Origin of the sequence: Limnohabitans sp. (genome assembly GCF_034680285.1) — a bacterium.
Lineage (GTDB): Bacteria > Pseudomonadota > Gammaproteobacteria > Burkholderiales > Burkholderiaceae_C > Limnohabitans_A.
Map to the genome: position 1 here is coordinate 187641 of NZ_JAXITC010000004.1, position 19370 is coordinate 207010.

Below are 19370 nucleotides of genomic sequence, written 5' to 3' on the forward strand. Positions count from 1 at the left end.
AAAGGTTCAGCGCTTGTGCTGGCTCAGCCAGTGCTCCAGATAGTGGATATTGGTGCCGCCTTGCATGAACTTGGCATCCACCATCAGTTCGCGGTGCAATGGCACGTTGGTGTTAATGCCTTCGATCACGGTCTCGTTCAAGGCGGTCTGCATGCGGGCCAGCGCCTGCTCGCGTGTATCGCCATGCACGATCAGCTTTCCGATCATCGAATCGTAATTGGGCGGGACAAAATAGTTGTTGTACACATGCGAATCCACGCGCACGCCGGGACCACCGGGCATGTGCCACGACGTGACACGACCAGGCGAAGGCGTGAACTTGAAAGGGTCCTCGGCATTGATACGGCACTCAATGGCATGGCCCCGGATTTGAATTTGCCTTTGCGTGAAGGGCAATTTTTCGCCTGCAGCCACCATGATCTGTGTCTTGACGATGTCCACACCCGTGATCCATTCGGTCACAGGATGCTCCACCTGCACGCGGGTGTTCATTTCGATGAAATAAAACTCGCCGTTTTCAAACAAAAACTCGAAGGTGCCCGCTCCGCGATAGCCGATTTTTTTGCAAGCGGCCACGCAGCGCTCGCCAATCTTTTCGATCAGCTTGCGAGGGATACCTGGAGCCGGCGCTTCCTCAATCACTTTTTGGTGACGACGTTGCATCGAGCAGTCGCGCTCGCCCAAGTAAACGGCGTTTTTGAACTTGTCGGCCAGAATCTGGATCTCAATGTGCCGCGGGTTTTGCAGGAATTTCTCCATGTAAACCGCAGGATTGCCAAACGCTGCTCCGGCTTCGGCCTTGGTCATTTGCACGGCATTGACCAAAGCCGCCTCGGTGTGCACCACACGCATGCCTCGACCGCCACCACCACCCGCTGCCTTGATGATGACGGGATAACCCACCGACTTGGCAATGCGGCGAATCTGAACCGGATCGTCGGGCAACTCACCCTCAGAGCCAGGCACGCACGGCACACCCGCACGAATCATGGCTTGTTTAGCGGAGACCTTGTCACCCATGATGCGGATCGATTCAGGGGTCGGGCCAATGAACTGGAAACCGCTTTTCTCGACGCGCTCGGCGAAGTCTGCGTTTTCACTCAAAAAACCATAACCAGGGTGAATGGCTTCGGCATCGGTCACCTCGGCTGCCGAAATGATGGCCGGCATATTGAGATAGCTGAGCGACGATGCCGCAGGGCCAATACACACGGCTTCTTCGGCCAATTTCACGTATTTGGCTTCTTTATCGGCCTCGGAGTAAACCATGACCGCCTTGATTCCCAACTCTCGGCACGCACGCTGGATCCGCAAAGCGATCTCACCGCGGTTGGCCACCAGGATTTTCTTGAACATGAAATCCCCGTTGACTTATTCGACGATGAACAATGGCTGACCGTATTCCACGGCTTGACCGTTTTCACACAGAATCTGCGTGACGGTACCCGCCTTATCGGACTCGATCTCGTTGAGGATTTTCATCGCCTCGATGATGCACAAGGTGTCGCCCTCTTTGACCACCGAGCCAATTTGAATGAAAGGCGCAGCGCCTGGGCTGGAAGAACGGTAAAAAGTGCCCACCATGGGGGATTTGACGGCATGACCGACAGGCGCAGCAGATGCCGCTGGGACATCGGCCACCACAGGGGCTGCGGCGGGTGCAGCCACCATCGCCACAGGAGCCGCTTGCTGCATCACCACGGGCGCAGCCGCGCCCATGCTTTTGACAATGCGTACTTTGCCTTCAGCCTCGGTAATTTCCAACTCCGAAACGTTGGAATCAGACACCAAGTCAATCAGTGTTTTGAGTTTGCGCAAATCCATAAATCCTCCGATGCTTTGAGCACATGCAATGGATCGAATTTACACCAAATTTCGGTAAAACCCCTCGAAATTGACTTTACGCATCATAAATGACGCCCAAATGCTCAGCCATTCAGAACAAAAGCAGCGCCCCAATGACGATGACACAGACAGACAAGGGGATCAGTCGCTTTAGGTGGTGGCGGCTCGCCATTGGCTCAAATCATCTGGTGTGAGCTGACCCATCTTTTGTCGCCAAATGCTGCCATCTCCCTTGAAAAACACCGTGAAGGGCAAGCCTCCTGCGGCATTACCCAGCGATTTGGCCAAATTCGTTCCCTCCAGACCCGCCAACCCGACGGCAAAGCCCAAAGGCTGTCGCTCCAAAAACCGGCGAACGGCGCTGGGTTGATCAATGGCCAAGGCGACCACTTGGTGACCCTGGGGTGCATTTGCTCGCCAGAAGGCTTGGATCATGGGCAATTCTTCGATACAGGGCGGACACCAAGTCGCCCAAAAATTGAGCAACAGCGGTTTGCCTTTGAAATTGACCATCGACAGACCTTCGCCTGCAGGGGTCTCAAATTGCTGGCTCCAAAGCGGGTGGTTGTCAGCTGGGGCCACGGCCTGGGGCTCAAAACGCCACAAGGCCACGCCCACACCAGCCACGGCTGCTGCTGCACCCGCCCCTAAAACCAAATTGCGCCGAGAAGCGCTTGCGCCTGGATTGATCATGGTGGAATTGTCTTTCATGCCGCCAGAAGGCGCTGAAGTGCCGTCAAATCACCTCGCGGGGATCGGCCTTGGGCATCTGGCAAAAGTGCACCGCGCAAATCGTCCAAATCGTAAATCCGCAGGTGCACCCCCACATCTTCTTTCAATGGCTCGCAAAAACTGTGCAAACTCAGAACATCCACATCGTCTCCATGCAGACCGCGCACAGTTTGGACCTCGTAACGCAGATTTTGGTTGATCAGGGCGATTTCGGCCGATTTGGGGTCATCACAAAACAAGGCCAAATCCACATCGCACAGGCGCGTGGCCCAGCCTTGCCAGACCGCTCCACCCAGGTGCGGGCGAAATTCGGACAAGCGCTGCATCCAGACCAACGCCAATTCGCGCAAAGCCTGTAATTCAGCAGGCTGCGTATCGGCGCAAAACAAGGCAATGTAGTCACGTACTTCGGCTTCCACCACGTCATTGGTCGGCAAAGCCGTTCGCGCGGGCAAGCCCAGCTCTTTGAGGGCGCGGTGTTTGGCCGGGCCAAAAGCCAAACCTTCTTCAACCACCAAACGGGCAGCTGATGCGGCAATTTCAAGGGCAAGGTCGTTCATGGGCACCCATTGTGACTGACCCTTAAGGGATCACGACCCTGCTTGTTGAAGCTTGCTGTCCATGGCCCCCTAAAATCCGAGCATGCATATACATATTTTGGGCATTTGTGGCACCTTCATGGGGGGCCTGGCCGCGCTGGCCCGCGAGGCAGGGCATCGGGTGACAGGTTGTGACGCGGGCGTTTACCCGCCCATGAGTGATCAACTCCGCGCCTTGGGCATCGACCTGATCGAAGGTTTTAATGCAGGGCAGATGGCCCTGAAGCCCGACATGTACGTAATCGGCAACGTGGTCAGCCGAGCACGACTGGCCGACGGCAGCCCCAAATTCCCGCTGATGGAAGCGATATTGGAATCCGGTGCGCCCTATACCAGCGGCCCGCAATGGCTGTCTGAGCATGTGTTGCAGGGCAAACATGTGCTCGCCGTCGCTGGCACGCACGGCAAAACCACCACCACCTCGATGCTCACTTGGGTGCTGGAGCAGGCTGGTTTGCAGCCGGGGTTTCTGGTCGGTGGTGTGCCGCTGAACTTCGGCATTTCAGCCCGCTTGGGTAGCGGACAGTATTTCGTGATCGAAGCCGACGAATACGACACCGCTTTCTTCGACAAGCGCAGCAAGTTTGTGCACTATCGGCCGCGCACCGCCATCCTGAACAACCTCGAATTCGACCACGCCGATATTTTTGACGACTTGGCCGCCATCGAACGGCAATTCCACCACCTGGTGCGCACTGTGGCCGGCACGGGCCGTGTGGTCGTCAACGGCCTGGAAGAAAGTCTGACACGCGTGTTGGGACAAGGCTGCTGGAGCGAAGTGCGCAGCTTTGGCAGCGCCGTCAGCGACTTCGTGGCGGAGGGTGAGCCCTCGCATTTCAAAGTGCTGCAAGCGGGTCAACCGGTCGCCGAGGTGCAGTGGTCCATTGGCGGCGTGCACAACCAACTCAACGCGCTGGCCACCATCGCCGCCGCCGAACATGTCGGTGTGAGTCCGGCTGTGGCGGCGCAAGCCCTGGCCAGCTTTGAAAACGTCAAAAGACGTATGGAAGTGCGCGGTACGGTCAATGGCATCACCGTCTACGACGACTTTGCCCACCACCCCACCGCGATTCGCACCACCGTCAACGGCCTGCGCCGCCAGGTGGGTGATGCGCGCATCCTCGCGATCTTTGAGCCGCGCAGCAACACCATGAAGCTGGGCACCATGAAGGCCCAGCTGCCCTGGAGCCTAGAAGAAACCGATCTCGCGTTTTGCCACTCGGGCGGATTAGGCTGGGACGCCGCGTCCGCGCTCGAGCCCATGGGCTCACGGGCGCAAGTGGGCGCCAACATTGACGAGGTGATTGCGCAAGTATTGGCCCAAGTGCAACCCGGCGACCACCTGCTGTGCATGAGCAATGGTGGCTTTGGCGGGATTCACGCCAAGCTGCTGGAAGCCTTGCAAACCGTCTGAGGCTTCAGCACTGGCATCGTAATTTGTGGGAGCAAGCTCCTGCTCGCGACCCTATGCTCTCAGGAAGTGGCTCCATTCGGCCGCAGGGGCAGCCTTCCACAAAGACTTACCCCGGCAAAAAACGACGAATCAGCGGGCGCGGCGCGCCTTCACCGCATCGGACAACACCTGCAACACGCCCACGCTGTCGTCCCAGCCGATGCAGGCGTCGGTGATGCTCTGACCGTAGGCCAGTTTCGTCACATCGTCCTTGCCGGGCGTGAACTTCTGGGCACCGTCCACGATGTGGCTTTCGACCATGACGCCGAAAACCTGGCGTGAGCCGCCGCTGATTTGCGTTGCAATGTCTTTGGCCACGTCGATCTGGCGCTCGTGCTTTTTGCTGCTGTTGGCGTGGCTGCAGTCCACCATCAAAGTGGCAGGCAACTTGGCGGCCTCCAACTCTTTGCAGGCTGCGGCCACGCTTTCGGCGTCGTAATTGGGCGCTTTGCCGCCGCGCAAGATCACATGGCAGTCCTTGTTGCCCTGGGTCTGCACGATGGCGACTTGGCCGTTTTTGTGCACTGACAAAAAATGGTGACCACGGGCAGCGGCCTGGATCGCGTCGGTGGCGATCTTGATGTTGCCATCCGTACCGTTCTTGAAGCCGATGGGCGCCGACAAGCCCGAAGCCAACTCACGGTGTACCTGGCTTTCGGTGGTGCGCGCACCTATGGCACCCCAGCTGATCAGGTCGCCGATGTACTGGGGCGAGATCACGTCGAGGAACTCGCTGCCTGCAGGCAACCCTTGGCGATTGATCTCAATCAGCAACTGGCGGGCAATGCGCAGACCTTCGTCAATGCGGTAGCTTTCATCGAGGTAGGGGTCGTTGATCAGGCCCTTCCAGCCCACGGTGGTGCGCGGCTTTTCGAAGTACACCCGCATCACGATCTCTAGGGTGTCGGCGTACTTGTCGCGCAGGGGCTTGAGGCGACGGGCGTAGTCCAAGGCGGCGGCTGGGTCGTGGATCGAGCAAGGACCAATGATGACCAGCAGACGGTCGTCTTGACCGTGCACGATCTTCTGAATGGCTTTGCGGGTTTTGGTGATCAAGGTTTCCGTCGCTGTACCGGCGATCGGGAAGAACCGAATCAAATGTTCTGGAGGCGGGAGCACGGTGATGTCCTTGATGCGTTCGTCGTCGGTCTGACCGGTGCGGTCGGCAGCATTCGGGTACCAGCTCTCAGGGGCTGTGGTATTGGCGTTCATCGTGGACTCCTCAGATTGAATAAAAACAGGTGAAAAAAAACCGCCGGGCTTTGGGGCTCCGGCGGTGTGTATCGAGATGTTCGGGTGCTTATGCGCTCGCCTCTCGTCCGCCGGGGACTGAGAACCAAAAATAAAAAAAGTAAAACGCGGTGCGCAAAGACATGGGTTCAATGTATCACAGCTGAATGACAGTTCCTGACAAGCTGATCCGGGGACAAACCCGGATGAGCTTTTGAGGCATCAGGCCGTTCCCCCAACGGTCAGGCCATCGATGCGCAAGGTTGGCTGACCCACGCCCACCGGCACGCTCTGGCCTTCCTTGCCGCAGGTGCCCACGCCCGAGTCCAGCTTCATGTCGTTGCCGATCATGCTGATCTTCTTGAGCGACTCGGGGCCGCTGCCGATCAGGGTGGCGCCCTTGACGGGGTATTGGATCTTGCCGTTTTCCACCCAGTAGGCCTGGCTGGCCGAAAACACGAACTTGCCGCTGGTGATGTCCACCTGGCCGCCTGCAAAGTTGGTGGCGTACAGGCCTTTTTTGATGCTGGCCACGATTTCTTCAGGACTCTTGTCGCCACCCAACATGTAGGTGTTGGTCATGCGCGGCATGGGCACATGGGCGTAGCTTTCGCGGCGGCCGTTGCCCGTGGGCTTGACGCCCATCAGGCGAGCGTTCATCGCATCCTGGATGTAGCCGCGCAAGATGCCGTCTTCGATCAGCACGTTCTTTTGGCTGGCATGGCCTTCGTCGTCCACGTTCAGCGAGCCGCGACGGTCGGCAATCGTCCCGTCGTCGAGCACGGTGACGCCTTTGGCCGCCACGCGCTGGCCAATGCGGCCACTGAAAGCGCTCGAGCCCTTGCGGTTGAAGTCGCCCTCCAGCCCGTGGCCCACGGCCTCGTGCAACAACACGCCGGGCCAGCCATTGCCCAAGACCACCGTCATCTCGCCTGCAGGTGCAGGTCGGGCGTCCAGATTGATGAGCGCCGCCGAGACGGCTTCTTGCACATAGCTCTCGACCATGCCATCGTCAAAGTAAGCCAAACCAAAGCGGCCACCGCCGCCTGCACTGCCCACTTCGCGTCGGCCATTTTGCTCAGCGATCACAGTGACAGACAAACGAATCAAGGGGCGCACATCGGCCGCTAAGGTGCCGTCGGCACGCGCGACCATGACCACGTCGTACTCGGTGGCCAAGCCGGCCATGACCTGCACCACACGCGGATCTTTGGCACGGGCGATCTTTTCAACTCGGCCAAGCAGGTTGACTTTGGCCGTGCTGTCCAAAGTAGACATCGGGTCGAGCGATGGGTAGAGCGAACGACTGGCCGACACCTTGCGCGTAGGCACCTTGATGCGCTTGTTTTGAGTGGCTTGCGCGATGGTGCGCACCGTCATGGCCGCATCCATCAAGGAAGCTTCAGAGATGTCATCTGAATAGGCAAAGGCGGTTTTTTCGCCCGACACGGCCCGCACGCCGACCCCTTGGTCAATGCTGAAGCTGCCGGTTTTGACAATGCCTTCTTCCAAGCTCCAGCCCTCAGAGCGGGTGTATTGGAAATACAGATCAGCATCGTCGACTTGGTGTGCCTGAATGGCGGCCAGCGCCCGACTCAGGTGGGTTTCGTCCAAGCCAAACGGCTCAAGCAAGAGGGACCGGGCTGTGGCCAGGCGTTCAATGGTGGGTTCGCGTGAAATCATGGGGGACATTGTAGGCAGGCTTCAAGACCCTTGCCCGCAGCGGACAGCGCCAAAAAGTCTCCGCCCGAATCAGCCGCAGCCCTGACGCATTATTTTGAGCAGGGCCGCATCGTCATGGCCCTGCAAGCCCTGCGCCATGGCCTGTGCAAAAAGATTCTTGGCCAAACGGCCCAAACCGGGCTCAAATGCCACATCTTCGGCCGCCTGCATGGCCAAACCCGTGTCTTTGGCCAACAAACTGACATGGGCACGAGGCTCAAAGTCCCCAGCCAAGGCCCGGCGCATCCGGTCTGAACCGATCCAGCTTTGCCCGCTGGAAGCCTCGATCACCGACAAAGTCGCCGCCGGATCCAGCCCCAAGCGCTCGGCCAAGGCCATGGCCTCAGCAGCCCCAGCCAAATTCACCGCCGCCAACAAATTGTTGACCAACTTGGTGCGGGCACCATCGCCCACTCTCGTGCCCACACGAAACACTTGTTGGCTCAAGGCTTTCAGCACAAGCTGGTGCCGCTGCCAAGCGGTTTCAGAACAGGCCACCATCAAGCTCATGCTGCCGTCCCGGGCCCTCGCGGGGCCACCCGACATGGGGGCATCGATGCAGTCCACGCCGCCAAGCGCCAGGCGCTCCGCTTGCGAGACCACAGTCTCGGGCCCCAAAGTGGGGCACAGCATCACCGTTTGGCCCGGCTGCAAGTGGGGACCCGCACCGTGCCCAAGGCCCTGATCGCCGCGTCCCCACAGCACCGCTTCGGTTTGCGCGGCATCGACCACGGCCACCAAAAGCAAGCCATGGGGCGCCAAAGACTGTGCTGCCTGCATTGGAGATTCAAAAGGGACAGCGCCTGCGGCAACCGCCTGTGCTTGGGCTTGCGGGTCACTATCGTGCACTCCGACTGACCACCCCAGTGCGCACAAACGGGCCAGCATACCGCCGCCCATATTGCCTGCACCGACCACCACCACAGGCAACCCTCCACTCATGTTTGCACCCATTGTTTGGAGCGAGCGATCGACATCAATATCCCCAAGGCCAAGCCTAAGGTCACCATGGCGGTACCGCCATAGCTCACGAAAGGCAAAGGCACCCCCACCACCGGCAAAATGCCACTGACCATGCCCATGTTCACAAAGGCGTAGGTGAAGAAAATCATGGCCATGCTGCCCGCCAACAGACGGCTGAACAGGGTGGGCGCCTCTGCGGCGATGACCAGCGCCCGATAAACCAGAAAAAAGAACCAAAAAATCAGGAACAAGCCCCCCACAAAACCAAACTCCTCGCCATAGGCGGCAAAAATGAAGTCGGTGGTCCGTTCGGGAATGAATTCAAGGTGGGTCTGGGTGCCTTGCATGAAGCCCTTGCCCCAAAAACCGCCGGAGCCGATGGCGATCATGCCCTGAATGATGTGAAAGCCCTTGCCCAAAGGGTCACGTGCCGGGTCAAGCAAGGTACAGACCCGTTGTCGCTGGTATTCGTGGAGCACACGCCAATCCACGTCTGGCTGACACAAGGTGGGCTCCATGACGACCAGCACCACCATGCCCACCAAGCCCAAACCAATGGGCGGCAAGATCCAACGCCACTTCAGTCCGGCAAAGAAAATCACGGCCAACCCTGCTGCCAACACCAACAAGGAGGTGCCCAAATCGGGTTGCTTCATGATCAAACCCACCGGGATACCCAAAATCAGCAAAGCCACGGCAAAGTCAAAGGGGCGCAACTGGCCTTCGCGCTTTTGAAACCAAGCCGCCAACATCAGAGGCAATGCAATTTTCAAAATTTCACTGGGCTGGATCACCACGCCCAGGTTGATCCAGCGTTTGGCCCCTTTTTTGGTGATGCCGAAAATCGCCACCGCCACCAACAAAATGACCCCCACCGTGTAAACCGGCACCGCCCAAGCCATGAGTTTTTGCGGCGGTAACTGGGCCACCACAAACATGATGAACCCTGCCAAGAGCATGTTTCGCCCATGGTCCACAAAACGGGTGCCGTGGTCGTAGCCGGAAGAAAACATGATCAATAAACCCGCGCAGGCGAGCATGAACACAGCGAACGCCAAAGGGCCATCGAAGCCCTTGAGCAGATGCCGCATGCGATGCAAGAGCGTTGGTGTTTGAATGACAGGACCCATGGCTGAGATTATCTCAGGGCGCGGCCAAGCCTATCGCCTTGGCCATGCCTCAGTGACTGCGGCCACTGCGGAACATGCCATGCGTTTTGCGGTTAAGAACACCTTGTGCGGCCAGTTTGTTCATAGACGGGCTGGCATGCGCATGGGTGATGGCCATGCCCAGCGCATCGGCAGCATCTTGACGGGGCACCACCGGCAGTTGCAGCAAGCGTTTGACCATTTCTTGAACTTGCGACTTGGCGGCCCGACCGTGCCCTGTGACCGACTGCTTCATTTGCAAAGCGGTGTATTCGGCGACCGGCAAGTCGCATGACACCAAAGCCGTGACACAACAGCCCCTCGCCTGACCCAGCAGCAAGGTCGCTTGCGGGTTGACGTTGACAAAAACGATCTCGACCGAGGCAACATCGGGTTGATAGCGGGCATGGATCTCACGCACCCCGTCGTAAATGACTTTCAAACGGGCAGGCAAATTGCCCATATCGCCCCGAGTGGTCTCGATCACGCCGCTGGCCACGTATTGCAGGCGCGAGCCGGTCATGTCCAGCACACCAAAGCCCGTGGTCTGCAAACCTGGATCAATGCCCAGGATGCGGACGGTTTGGGGCGTGGCCGTGGTCAATGAACTCATGGCAACACCACATCGCCCATGCGAGCCACGATCTTTTCGGCTTGGCTGGCCAAATAAGCCGATTGGGCCTTCTGCTCAAAATACCGGGGACGCGGCAACATGACCGCCAAGCGCGCCGCTTCCCAGTCGTTCAAGCGGGCGGCCGTTTTCCTGAAATAGTGCTGCGCAGCAGCCTCGGCCCCAAAAACGCCCTCACCCCATTCGACACTGTTGAGGTAGATCTCCAGAATGCGGCGCTTGGACAGGAAAGCCTCCAATGCCAAAGTCATCAGCATTTCTTGGCCCTTGCGCAGCAAAGTGCGTTCGCCCGACAAAAACAGGTTTTTGGCCAACTGTTGGGTGATGGTGGAGCCGCCCACGATTTTCACAGGCGGTGTTTTGCCATCCGGTCGGCGCTGGGCACTCTGCTCGGCCAAAGCTTTGGCTTTGGCGTTTTTCTCCCAGGCTTTTTCCAAAGACTCCCACCACACGCCGCCGTGCTGCGCAAACAAGCCGTCCTCTGAAGCGATCACTGCCCGTTGCAATTTGGGCGAAATGCTGGACAGATCGACCCATTCTTGACGCCAAGGCAACTGGCCTTGTCGGGACACAATTTGCCACATCTGCGAGCGCTCAAAACTGGTGGATTGCGGCGTCCAAACGGCCATGCTGGCGATGCGCAAGGCAAAGAAAAGCTGCAAACCCAGCCCTGCCAACAAGACCAGTGCACACCAACGTCCGAAAGCACGCATCAAATTCCTATGTCTCTGAGTTTCAAGGGTCACCCCACCATCAGGGCTGCAGCGCACCTGGGGTCAACATGCGCATGTCCAGCGTTCCCTCATTGGAAAACTGAAAACGGGTGACCACCACAATTTGGTCGGCCTGACGCCGCATGTTAGCGCTGAACCCATCAAAAGGTGCAGCACTGCGCACAATCGCCACAGCCCGTTGGTCCAACAAAGGCAAGCCCGAGGGTTTGGCCACTTCGGTCTGAACCAGGCGCCCTCCCGCATCCACCGTGATCACCATGGTCAACTGTCCATAAAGCTTTCGCCCACCCACTTGAGGGAAATTGAGCGTGCCACGGGTTTCAATGGTGCGCCGCAGCTTGTCGTAATAAAGCGCGTACACCGCTTCCCGCGTGGCAGGCCCAATGAACCTATTGCGTGGGCCCGCTTGGTTTTTCTGAAGCTTGGGTTCAATTTCGGCCAACTGGCGGGTCAACTGCTGTTGCCGTTCTTGACGAGCCTGGCGCTCGGGTGCATCGGCGGTCTCGCCAGACGGGTCGGTCGTCAGGGCCGACAACTCTTGCTTGAGTTGCGTGAGCAAACGCATTTGCTGCAGCTTGAGTGCCTCGATTTGGCGCTGCATGGCCCCAATATCCGCACCCGACTCCTGAACCGCAGACGGCGGCAAAGGGGAGCTGGCACGTTGATGGCTCGAAATGGCGCCCCCGCCTGCCAAATGGACTTGGGCGATGGCCTGCGCCCGATCTGGGGGTGCATCACTGCGGGCATTGACGAGAACGACCTCTAAGGCTGTGTCCTCAAAGACGCGCTGAAAACTCTCGGGATCGGCGAAGCGCCAAGCCAACAAGGCCGCATGCACCAGCAGCGAAAAGCCCAATGCCCACACCAAGGTGTGGCGATGCAACACCTGGTTCAGCCAAGCGCTTGGGCGTGGCCAAGCAGGCTGAGCACCCTCAAGACCCATCGCTTTGCGTGCTGTCACTCAGATCGACCGCAATGGTGAGCGGCCCTGCGGCCATGGCCTCGTCCTCATCGGCCTCTTCGGTTTCGGCATCGGCGCCCACAGCATCGGCATCGGTGGGGGCGTCCAAGTGCGCGGTCACGGTCCCGTGCACATCGAGTGCCATCAGGTCCACCTCGCCAAGCTTGACACGCACACGCGCACCGCGCATCAGGCCATTTGCACCCATCACACTGAACATCAGTGGCAAGGTGTCGGCGCGCACCAACCAACTGCCGCCGCCCACCTCCTTGACCAAACTCGCTTCCAGTTCTTCGATGTGTTGCTGTTGAACATGACGCAGCGTCCAGTAGCGCTCCATGCTCGACTGCACGCTGTTGTAGGCGCTGTAAGCAGCATCAAAACCGCTGATGATGGAGAACAGCTCCGCATCTTTGGGCTTGAAAGGTGCAGCCAATGCCGCTGTTGCGCCATGTTTGGCGCAGGCGATGATTTGCCACTGGTTGACCAAGTCGGTGTAACGGCGCAAGGGCGAGGTGCTCCAGGCATAGCTGGGCACCCCAATGCCGGCGTGCGGCAGCGCCTTGGTGCCCATGCGCACCTTCACACCGGGGGCCATGCTGGCTTGGCTGCGGTAAATGCCAGGCACGCCCAGTTGGGCCATCCACTGGCCCCATGTGCTGTTGGCCAAAATCATGGCCTCGGCCACCATCAAATCGAGTGGCGCACCGCGCTTGCGGGTACCAATGACCACCGTCTCCTCGCCCGTCGGAGGGGCTTCGTTGCTTTCACGTTCTAGCTTGAAGCTGTAGTCCGGGCGATTGAAGTTTTCGGGTTTGCCCCGCACCACTTCGCGGCGGGCCTTGAGGGTTTGTGCCAGGCGCCAGAAAAAACCCAATGTGGCTCGGCTCACGGGTACATCGGCGTGGTCGCTTTGGTCTTCGCCTTCCAGCCATTCGCGGGTGATGCGTTCGTCCAGTTGGTCATGGCGCAGGTTGACCAAAATCGGCACCCGCTCCAAACGGGTCACAGCGCTTTGCACCTCGAGCGTGTCTTCGTTGAAAGACACATACAGCGACACCGCCGGGCAGTCTCGCCCCTCCATCAAGGTATAGGCCTGAACCACGCTGTCGGGCAGCATGGTGATTTTGTAGCCGGGCATGTACACGGTGGACAAACGTGCGCGGCCCAGTTGGTCGATGGCGCTGCCTGGCGTCAAAGCCAGGCCCGGTGCGGCGATGTGGATGCCCACAGTGACCGTTCCACTGCCCAGACCTTGCAGTGACAACGCGTCGTCGATTTCGGTGGTGTGCGAGTCGTCAATCGAGAAGGCTTGTACCGGCGCCAGAGGCAAATCGTCCACGATGGGTGGCGCCTGCAAAACCGGAAAGCCCGTGCCTTTGGGGAACAGGTCGAACAAGAAACGCTGCCAATGGAAATCCCAGGCCGATGCGATGGCCCCGGCGTTTTGCAGCAAGTTCAAAGGCGCTCTTTGGCTGGCCTTGCTGGCCTCGACCACAGCCTTGTACTCGGGAGTGTTTTTGTCAGGCCGAAACAGGATTTTGTACAGCTGCTCGCGAATCGGAACAGGGCAAGTGCCCGCCACAAGTTCTGCCGACCAAGCCTCGATTTGGGCTTGGACTTGCTTCTTCTTTTCAATTGCCAGCAAAGCCTGTTGCACGATCTCGGCCGGTGCTTTGCGAAAACGCCCTTTACCAGCGCGACGGAAGTAATGTGGGGCTTCATGCAGACGCAGCAATGCAGCCACTTGCTGCACCGTACTGGCCGAGTTGAAATAGTCTTGCGCCAAATCGGCGAACCCAAACTCTTCCTCGGGTGCAAATTCGTAGGCCAGCTCCAACTCGATGCTTTGGCTCAGCGCTGTGGCCTCGGCCATCAAAGCGGCTGGGGTGGGCTTGTCAAATTTAAGCAACTGGGCTGCAGCTTTGACTTTGACCCGTTTGCCCGAATCGAGCTCAACCTGTGCGGAGGCCTCAGCTTCGGACAAGATGCGACCGGCCATGAACTTACCGGCTTCTTCAAATAATGCGTACATGGCGTGATTTTCCCACGTGCCACCGCCGTGAATGGCTCCCGCCATCAGGCCAGGTGAAGAAATTCCAAGATTTCGGGCAGGTACAGGTCAAAATCACTCAGAGCGTGGTCGCTGCCCTCGATCAAGCGAACTTGACCGTCTTCATGGCGGGCCAACATTTCTCGCCAATCCAGCACCTCATCCCCTTGGGCGATGACAGCAAGAGTGCGGGGCTCTGACATCGGAACGTCTTGCATCTGAGCCTCCAAGCGGCTCAATTCCTGCACATAAGACGGCTCAAAGAAAATACGCTGAGATGAGTCATACCATACAGGGTGCTCGCCAATGTAACGCGCTAAATCACGTGCTGGATGCACCGCTGGGTTCAGCAGCACGGCGGGGCAATTCCATTGCCGCGCCAGCCAAGAGGCATAAAAGCCACCCAAGGAAGAACCCACGACGGCGGTGCGATCCAAAGGCCAATTGGCAGCACCGTCTTGCAACAAAGTCATGGCTTCTCGAGGGGATGCAGGCAGCTGAGGGCACCACCAAGTCACCCCCGGATGCTGGCGCTGAACGATGTCCGCCATTTTTTTGGCCTTGACCGAGTTCGGCGAAGACCGGAACCCGTGCAAATACAAAAGATGCGTGGTGCGCAGCATCACCAAGCGGGCTGCAGGGCGGCAAAACCCCGTGGCGCTTGGGCCTTGTTCTCAAAAGTCACAACCTCGTAAGCGTCGGGCTGAGACAACAACTCGCGCAGCAAGCGGTTGTTCATGGCATGGCCCGAGCGGAACGCGCTGTACGCGGCCAACAGCGGTTTGCCCAAAATGTACAAATCGCCCATGGCGTCAAGAATTTTGTGTTTGACGAACTCGTCGTCATAACGAAGGCCATCGGCATTCAACACTTTGTAATCGTCCATCACGATGGCGTTGTCCAAGCCCCCCCCCAAAGCCAAGCCATTGGCGCGGAGCATCTCCACGTCTTTGGTAAAGCCAAAGGTGCGAGCACGGGCAATGTCGCGGGCATACACCCCATCTGACATGTCAAACACCACCTGTTGACCGGTCGAGTCCACGGCGGGGTGCCGAAAATCAATTTCAAAGCTCAACTTGTAGCCATGGTAGGGCGTCAATCGTGCCCATTTGATGTTTTCGCCCTCACCTTCCGACACCTCAACAGGTTTGAGCACGCGCACAAAACGCTTGGACACAGACTGCTCCACCACGCCCGCGCTTTGCAGCAAAAACACAAAAGAAGAGGCTGAACCATCCAGGATGGGCACCTCTTCGGCCGTGATGTCCACGTACAAGTTATCAATCCCCAAACCCGCACAAGCCGACATCAGGTGCTCGACCGTCAGCACTTTGGCTTGGCCCGCCGAGATAGTGGACGCCAAACGGGTGTCGGTCACCGCCTCGGCGTTGACCGGAATGTCCACCGGCTCGGCCAGGTCGATCCGGCGAAACACAATGCCGGTATCCGGCGCTGCGGGGCGCAGGGTCAGCTCGACGCGCTGACCGCTGTGCAAACCCACGCCGACGGCTTTGGTCAAGGTTTTGAGGGTGCGTTGTGCGAGCATGCGTGTATTTTAGTTGTCGAGCAAAGTAAGGTGCTGGCAAGGACTAGACATCAAACCCTAAGGCATGCCACTGAGGTTACACAGTCCCGGTGGTTTGCTCGGGGCTGGCGGGCGATATTGAGGCGCGAAGCGACGACGAGCCCGACGGCCCCGGGCAAAACATCGGGACGGCAAAAACCGAGTGACCCTCTTAAAACACAAAGCGATCGAGCTGAACGAACATGCAAAAAGGGGCCAGACAGGCATCCACCTGTCTGGCCCCAAAGCACCAGAAACGAAACTCAGCGCTGCAGATCAGTCCGCTTGCTTGCGCAAGAATGCAGGGATCTCGATGTCGTCCATGCCCGCATTGGCCATACCATCTACGCGCGCAGCCGCATGGGTGCGGTTGCTGCGCCAGTAAGCGGGCACATTCAGGCCACTGTTGTTCATCGGTGCGGTAGCATTGCCGGCAGCAGCGACCGCGTCTTGACCACCCATGGTGAAAGGCACGTTGTCAGTACCGGTACGCAGCACCTGCAGCGGAGGGGCTGTGCGACGTGCACCGGCTTTGGACAAGCCTGTGGCCACCACGGTCACGCGGATCTCGTCGCCCAGGCTTTCGTCATAAGCAGTGCCGTAAATCACGTGGGCATTTTCCGAAGCGTAAGCACGGATGGTGTTCATCGCCTGCTTTGACTCGGACAGCTTGAGCGAGCCCTTGGCGGCGCTGATCAAGACCAACACGCCCTTGGCGCCCGACAAGTCTACACCTTCAAGCAGCGGGCAAGCTACAGCTTGCTCGGCTGCGATGCGGGCGCGGTCGGGGCCGCTGGCAGCGGCGGTGCCCATCATGGCTTTGCCGGGCTCACCCATCACGGTGCGCACGTCTTCAAAGTCGACGTTCACATGGCCGGGCACATTGATGATCTCGGCAATGCCACCCACGGCGTTCTTCAGCACGTCATTGGCGTGGGCAAAGGCCTCGTCTTGCGTCATGTCTTCGCCACCGGGCAATTCCAGCAGTTTTTCGTTCAACACCACGATCAGCGAATCCACATTGGCTTCAAGTTCCTGCATGCCAATATCGGCATTGGACATGCGGCGACCGCCTTCGAATTCGAACGGCTTGGTGACCACACCCACGGTCAGGATGCCCATCTCTTTGGCGATGCGGGCGATCACAGGGGCAGCACCTGTACCCGTGCCACCACCCATGCCAGCGGTGATAAACAACATGTGCGCGCCTTCGATGGCGGCGCGGATGTCGGCTTCCGCGCTTTCGGCGGCTTCACGGCCTTTTTCTGGCTTGCTGCCAGCGCCCAGACCGGTCTGGCCCAGTTGGATGAAACGGTGTGCCGCACTGCGGGCCAATGCCTGCGCGTCGGTGTTGGCGCACACGAATTCAACGCCCTGAACTTGGCGCTCAATCATGTGCTCCACAGCGTTGCCGCCGCCGCCGCCAACGCCGATCACTTTGATCTGCGTGCCTTGGTTGAATTCTTCTGTCTGGATCATTTCGATGGTCATGGTGCTACTCCTTAATTTGTTTGCAGTTGCCGAGGTTTTTTATCTAAATTCATTTTTTTGGGGAGATGGGGTGTCAACATCGACACGGTCGTGATGTCGGTGGACTGCCCCTGGCCAAATATCTTTTCTGCCAATTCATCAGAAGTTCCCCACGATGAAGTCTTTGAAGCGTCCAAAAGCGTTGTTCACCGAACTTTTCTTTTGAGTGACTTTGTATCCCCGCAGACGGGCCATGCGGGCCTCTTCCAAAAGGCCCATCACAGTGGCTGCGCGGGGTTGGCTGACCATGTCGGCCAAACCACCCGAATATTTGGGCAAGCCACGACGAACAGGCTTGAGGAAGATGTCTTCGCCCAACTCGACCATGCCTGGCATCACGGCACTGCCGCCGGTAAGCACAATGCCGGACGACAGCACTTCTTCGTAGCCCGATTCACGGATAACCTGGTGCACCAGAGAGAAGATCTCTTCGATGCGCGGCTCGATCACCCCTGCCAAAGCTTGGCGGCTGAGCATGCGTGGGCCACGGTCGCCCAAACCAGGCACTTCGACCTGCGCATCAGGATCGGCCAGCAGCTGCTTGGCATAACCGCTTTCAACCTTGATGTCTTCGGCATCCTTGGTGGGGGTGCGCAATGCCATGGCGATGTCGCTGGTGATCAGGTCACCCGCGATCGGGATGACGGCGGTGTGGCGAATCGATCCGTTGGCAAAAATGGCCACGTCGGTCGTGCCTGCGCCGATGTCCACACACACCACGCCCAATTCGCGCTCGTCTTCCGACAAAACCGCCAAGCTCGATGACTGGGGGTTGAGCAGCAATTGATCGACCTCCAAGCCGCAACGGCGCACGCACTTGATGATGTTTTCTGCGGCGCTCTGGGCGCCGGTCACGATGTGCACCTTGGCTTCCAAGCGCATACCGCTCATGCCAATCGGCTCTTTCACTTCCTGGCCGTCGATCACAAACTCTTGAGGCGCCACCAGCAACAAGCGCTGGTCGGTCGAGATGTTGATCGCGCGAGCAGTTTCCATCACGCGGGCCACATCGGCTTGCGTGACTTCTTTGTCCTTGATGGCCACCATGCCACTCGAGTTGATACCGCGAATGTGGCTGCCTGTGATGCCCACATTGACGCGCGTGATCTTGCAGTCGGCCATCAACTCGGCTTCTTTCAGGGCCTGTTGAATGCTTTGCACCGTGGCGTCAATGTTGACCACCACGCCACGCTTCAAACCGTTGCCAGGCGCCACACCCATGCCAGCCAACTTCAACTCGCCACCTGGCATGACCTCGGCCACGACGACCATGACCTTGGAAGTTCCAATGTCCAGACCGACTACCAAATCTTTGTACTCTTTTGCCATATGTTCAACCGTTCTGATCTAAATCTTCAATCTGCCAATTAAGGTTTCTTCAACCCATCTACCGCCAAAGTTGTCACACCCCGCAACCTCAGTGCATAACCGTTCTCATACCTCAAATCTGCCGACAACAAAGAGCTTGCGGTTCGGCCATAGCGAGACGTTATTTGCGTCAATGTTTTGAAAAACAATTGAAGCCGGTCGCCAATTTCTTGCTGGGTGCCATGGCCCAACTCCAAAGTGGCCCCCGACTCCAACTGAGCAGACCAACTGCCGCGCTGACTCAGCTCTAGCTTGTTCAAGCTCATGTCCATCTTGTCCATGCGCGGCTTGAGAAACTTGTACATCTCGAGCACCGTTTGGGCTTGTGCTTCTGGGCCTTTGAAGATGGGCAGCGTTTCGCTGTCGACCTCATCGGCATTGACTTCAAAAATGGCGCCCTCGACACTCACAAATTTGCCATCACCCTCACCACCCCATTGCGCCACGGGTTGGAACTCATCCAAAGTCACAGACAAACGGTTGGGAAACTCGCGCCTCACCAGCGCAGAGCGAATCCAAGGAATTTGCTCGAACGCCTGACGAGCTTGCAACAAGTTCAAAGTGAAGAAATTGCCTGTGAGTTGGGGCATGACGTTGGCACGCAAGGTCACAGGGTTGCTGTGTGTCACATTGCCGTTCACGGTAATGCTTTGAATCGAGAAAACAGGATGGCGCAATATCCAACTGATGGCACTGGCCAAGCACATCAGCAGCGCAACAACCATCATGACCGTGGCTGTCCATTGCATGAGGCGCACATCCATGGGCAAAACGATGGGCTTTTTCATGCGCCACCTTTCTGGACATCTGCATGCTCCAAGATGGCATGCTCCAAAC

General features: G+C 58.3%; 18 protein-coding genes. 1 reads left to right on the forward strand and 17 read right to left on the reverse strand.

The annotated features are described in order from the left end of the window. Positions 1–6: 6 nt before the first annotated feature. From accC to SWE17_RS05545, 4 genes are all read right to left on the reverse strand, one after another. The gene (accC, locus tag SWE17_RS05530) at positions 7–1356 is read right to left on the reverse strand and encodes an acetyl-CoA carboxylase biotin carboxylase subunit (protein ID WP_100118591.1); all 1350 of its coding nucleotides are present in this window, start codon (positions 1354–1356) and stop codon (positions 7–9) included. 15 nt (positions 1357–1371) lie between these two features. Then, positions 1372–1824 carry an acetyl-CoA carboxylase biotin carboxyl carrier protein gene (accB, locus tag SWE17_RS05535; RefSeq protein ID WP_322992106.1) on the reverse strand — a complete coding sequence of 151 codons (453 nt, stop codon included), beginning with the start codon at positions 1822–1824 and terminating at the stop codon, positions 1372–1374. A gap of 171 nt (positions 1825–1995) precedes the next feature. Then, positions 1996–2556 carry a TlpA disulfide reductase family protein gene (locus tag SWE17_RS05540; protein WP_322992107.1) on the reverse strand — a complete coding sequence of 187 codons (561 nt, stop codon included), beginning with the start codon at positions 2554–2556 and terminating at the stop codon, positions 1996–1998. Further along, positions 2553–3137: a hypothetical protein gene (locus SWE17_RS05545; protein ID WP_322992108.1), complete on the reverse strand. Its 585-nt coding sequence runs from the start codon at positions 3135–3137 to the stop codon at positions 2553–2555. The genes SWE17_RS05540 and SWE17_RS05545 overlap by 4 nt, the downstream gene beginning before the upstream one ends. An 82-nt stretch (positions 3138–3219) precedes the next feature. Here SWE17_RS05545 and mpl point away from each other — a divergent pair, with 82 nt between their 5' ends. Next, a complete protein-coding gene (mpl, locus tag SWE17_RS05550; protein WP_322992109.1) occupies positions 3220–4590 on the forward strand; it encodes a UDP-N-acetylmuramate:L-alanyl-gamma-D-glutamyl-meso-diaminopimelate ligase in 1371 nt (456 codons plus the stop codon). A 129-nt stretch (positions 4591–4719) separates the two neighbouring features. On the opposite strand, the gene SWE17_RS05555 is transcribed toward mpl, so the two are convergent. The 13 genes from SWE17_RS05555 to SWE17_RS05615 form a co-directional block, all read right to left on the reverse strand. Continuing rightward, the gene (locus SWE17_RS05555) at positions 4720–5841 is read right to left on the reverse strand and encodes a 3-deoxy-7-phosphoheptulonate synthase (RefSeq protein ID WP_322992110.1); all 1122 of its coding nucleotides are present in this window, start codon (positions 5839–5841) and stop codon (positions 4720–4722) included. 240 nt (positions 5842–6081) lie between these two features. Further along, positions 6082–7542, reverse strand: a complete 1461-nt coding sequence (tldD, locus tag SWE17_RS05560) for a metalloprotease TldD (RefSeq protein WP_322992111.1) — start codon at positions 7540–7542, stop codon at positions 6082–6084. 69 nt (positions 7543–7611) lie between these two features. Continuing rightward, positions 7612–8523, reverse strand: coding sequence for an NAD(P)-dependent oxidoreductase (locus SWE17_RS05565; RefSeq protein WP_322992112.1), 912 nt, complete (start codon positions 8521–8523; stop codon positions 7612–7614). After that, on the reverse strand, positions 8520–9674 hold the full coding sequence (rodA, locus tag SWE17_RS05570) for a rod shape-determining protein RodA (protein WP_322992113.1): 1155 nt from the start codon (positions 9672–9674) through the stop codon (positions 8520–8522). The genes SWE17_RS05565 and rodA overlap by 4 nt, the downstream gene beginning before the upstream one ends. Positions 9675–9723: 49 nt before the next feature. Continuing rightward, positions 9724–10305: a crossover junction endodeoxyribonuclease RuvC gene (ruvC, locus tag SWE17_RS05575; protein ID WP_322992114.1), complete on the reverse strand. Its 582-nt coding sequence runs from the start codon at positions 10303–10305 to the stop codon at positions 9724–9726. Beyond that, a complete protein-coding gene (gene mtgA / locus SWE17_RS05580; RefSeq protein ID WP_322992115.1) occupies positions 10302–11036 on the reverse strand; it encodes a monofunctional biosynthetic peptidoglycan transglycosylase in 735 nt (244 codons plus the stop codon). Before mtgA ends, ruvC begins: the two co-directional genes overlap by 4 nt. 40 nt (positions 11037–11076) lie before the next feature. Beyond that, the gene (locus SWE17_RS05585) at positions 11077–12018 is read right to left on the reverse strand and encodes a TonB family protein (RefSeq protein ID WP_322992116.1); all 942 of its coding nucleotides are present in this window, start codon (positions 12016–12018) and stop codon (positions 11077–11079) included. Further along, positions 11990–14053 carry a ribonuclease catalytic domain-containing protein gene (locus SWE17_RS05590; RefSeq protein WP_322992117.1) on the reverse strand — a complete coding sequence of 688 codons (2064 nt, stop codon included), beginning with the start codon at positions 14051–14053 and terminating at the stop codon, positions 11990–11992. Before SWE17_RS05590 ends, SWE17_RS05585 begins: the two co-directional genes overlap by 29 nt. Before the next feature lie 44 nt (positions 14054–14097). Next, positions 14098–14694, reverse strand: a complete 597-nt coding sequence (locus SWE17_RS05595) for a YqiA/YcfP family alpha/beta fold hydrolase (RefSeq protein WP_322992118.1) — start codon at positions 14692–14694, stop codon at positions 14098–14100. Next, positions 14694–15617 carry a UDP-3-O-acyl-N-acetylglucosamine deacetylase gene (gene lpxC, locus SWE17_RS05600; protein ID WP_322992119.1) on the reverse strand — a complete coding sequence of 308 codons (924 nt, stop codon included), beginning with the start codon at positions 15615–15617 and terminating at the stop codon, positions 14694–14696. Before lpxC ends, SWE17_RS05595 begins: the two co-directional genes overlap by 1 nt. Positions 15618–15911: 294 nt before the next feature. Further along, positions 15912–17126: a cell division protein FtsZ gene (gene ftsZ / locus SWE17_RS05605; RefSeq protein ID WP_322992120.1), complete on the reverse strand. Its 1215-nt coding sequence runs from the start codon at positions 17124–17126 to the stop codon at positions 15912–15914. Positions 17127–17264: 138 nt separating this feature from the next. Then, positions 17265–18494 (reverse strand): cell division protein FtsA, encoded by a 1230-nt coding sequence (ftsA, locus tag SWE17_RS05610; RefSeq protein ID WP_322992121.1) that lies wholly within the window; start codon positions 18492–18494, stop codon positions 17265–17267. A gap of 38 nt (positions 18495–18532) precedes the next feature. After that, on the reverse strand, positions 18533–19321 hold the full coding sequence (locus SWE17_RS05615; RefSeq protein ID WP_322992122.1) for a cell division protein FtsQ/DivIB: 789 nt from the start codon (positions 19319–19321) through the stop codon (positions 18533–18535). Positions 19322–19370 lie beyond the last annotated feature (49 nt).

Excerpts from the sequence above, each read along its gene's own strand:
- accC (WP_100118591.1), bottom strand. The coding sequence starts at position 1,356 with ATGTTCAAGAAAATCCTGGTGGCCAACCGCGGTGAGATCGCTTTGCGG.
- accB (WP_322992106.1), bottom strand. The coding sequence starts at position 1,824 with ATGGATTTGCGCAAACTCAAAACACTGATTGACTTGGTGTCTGATTCC.
- SWE17_RS05540 (WP_322992107.1), bottom strand. The coding sequence starts at position 2,556 with ATGAAAGACAATTCCACCATGATCAATCCAGGCGCAAGCGCTTCTCGG.
- SWE17_RS05545 (WP_322992108.1), bottom strand. The coding sequence starts at position 3,137 with ATGAACGACCTTGCCCTTGAAATTGCCGCATCAGCTGCCCGTTTGGTG.
- mpl (WP_322992109.1), top strand. The coding sequence starts at position 3,220 with ATGCATATACATATTTTGGGCATTTGTGGCACCTTCATGGGGGGCCTG.
- SWE17_RS05555 (WP_322992110.1), bottom strand. The coding sequence starts at position 5,841 with ATGAACGCCAATACCACAGCCCCTGAGAGCTGGTACCCGAATGCTGCC.
- tldD (WP_322992111.1), bottom strand. The coding sequence starts at position 7,542 with ATGATTTCACGCGAACCCACCATTGAACGCCTGGCCACAGCCCGGTCC.
- SWE17_RS05565 (WP_322992112.1), bottom strand. The coding sequence starts at position 8,523 with ATGAGTGGAGGGTTGCCTGTGGTGGTGGTCGGTGCAGGCAATATGGGC.
- rodA (WP_322992113.1), bottom strand. The coding sequence starts at position 9,674 with ATGGGTCCTGTCATTCAAACACCAACGCTCTTGCATCGCATGCGGCAT.
- ruvC (WP_322992114.1), bottom strand. The coding sequence starts at position 10,305 with ATGAGTTCATTGACCACGGCCACGCCCCAAACCGTCCGCATCCTGGGC.
- mtgA (WP_322992115.1), bottom strand. The coding sequence starts at position 11,036 with ATGCGTGCTTTCGGACGTTGGTGTGCACTGGTCTTGTTGGCAGGGCTG.
- SWE17_RS05590 (WP_322992117.1), bottom strand. The coding sequence starts at position 14,053 with ATGTACGCATTATTTGAAGAAGCCGGTAAGTTCATGGCCGGTCGCATC.
- SWE17_RS05595 (WP_322992118.1), bottom strand. The coding sequence starts at position 14,694 with ATGCTGCGCACCACGCATCTTTTGTATTTGCACGGGTTCCGGTCTTCG.
- lpxC (WP_322992119.1), bottom strand. The coding sequence starts at position 15,617 with ATGCTCGCACAACGCACCCTCAAAACCTTGACCAAAGCCGTCGGCGTG.
- ftsZ (WP_322992120.1), bottom strand. The coding sequence starts at position 17,126 with ATGACCATCGAAATGATCCAGACAGAAGAATTCAACCAAGGCACGCAG.
- ftsA (WP_322992121.1), bottom strand. The coding sequence starts at position 18,494 with ATGGCAAAAGAGTACAAAGATTTGGTAGTCGGTCTGGACATTGGAACT.
- SWE17_RS05615 (WP_322992122.1), bottom strand. The coding sequence starts at position 19,321 with ATGAAAAAGCCCATCGTTTTGCCCATGGATGTGCGCCTCATGCAATGG.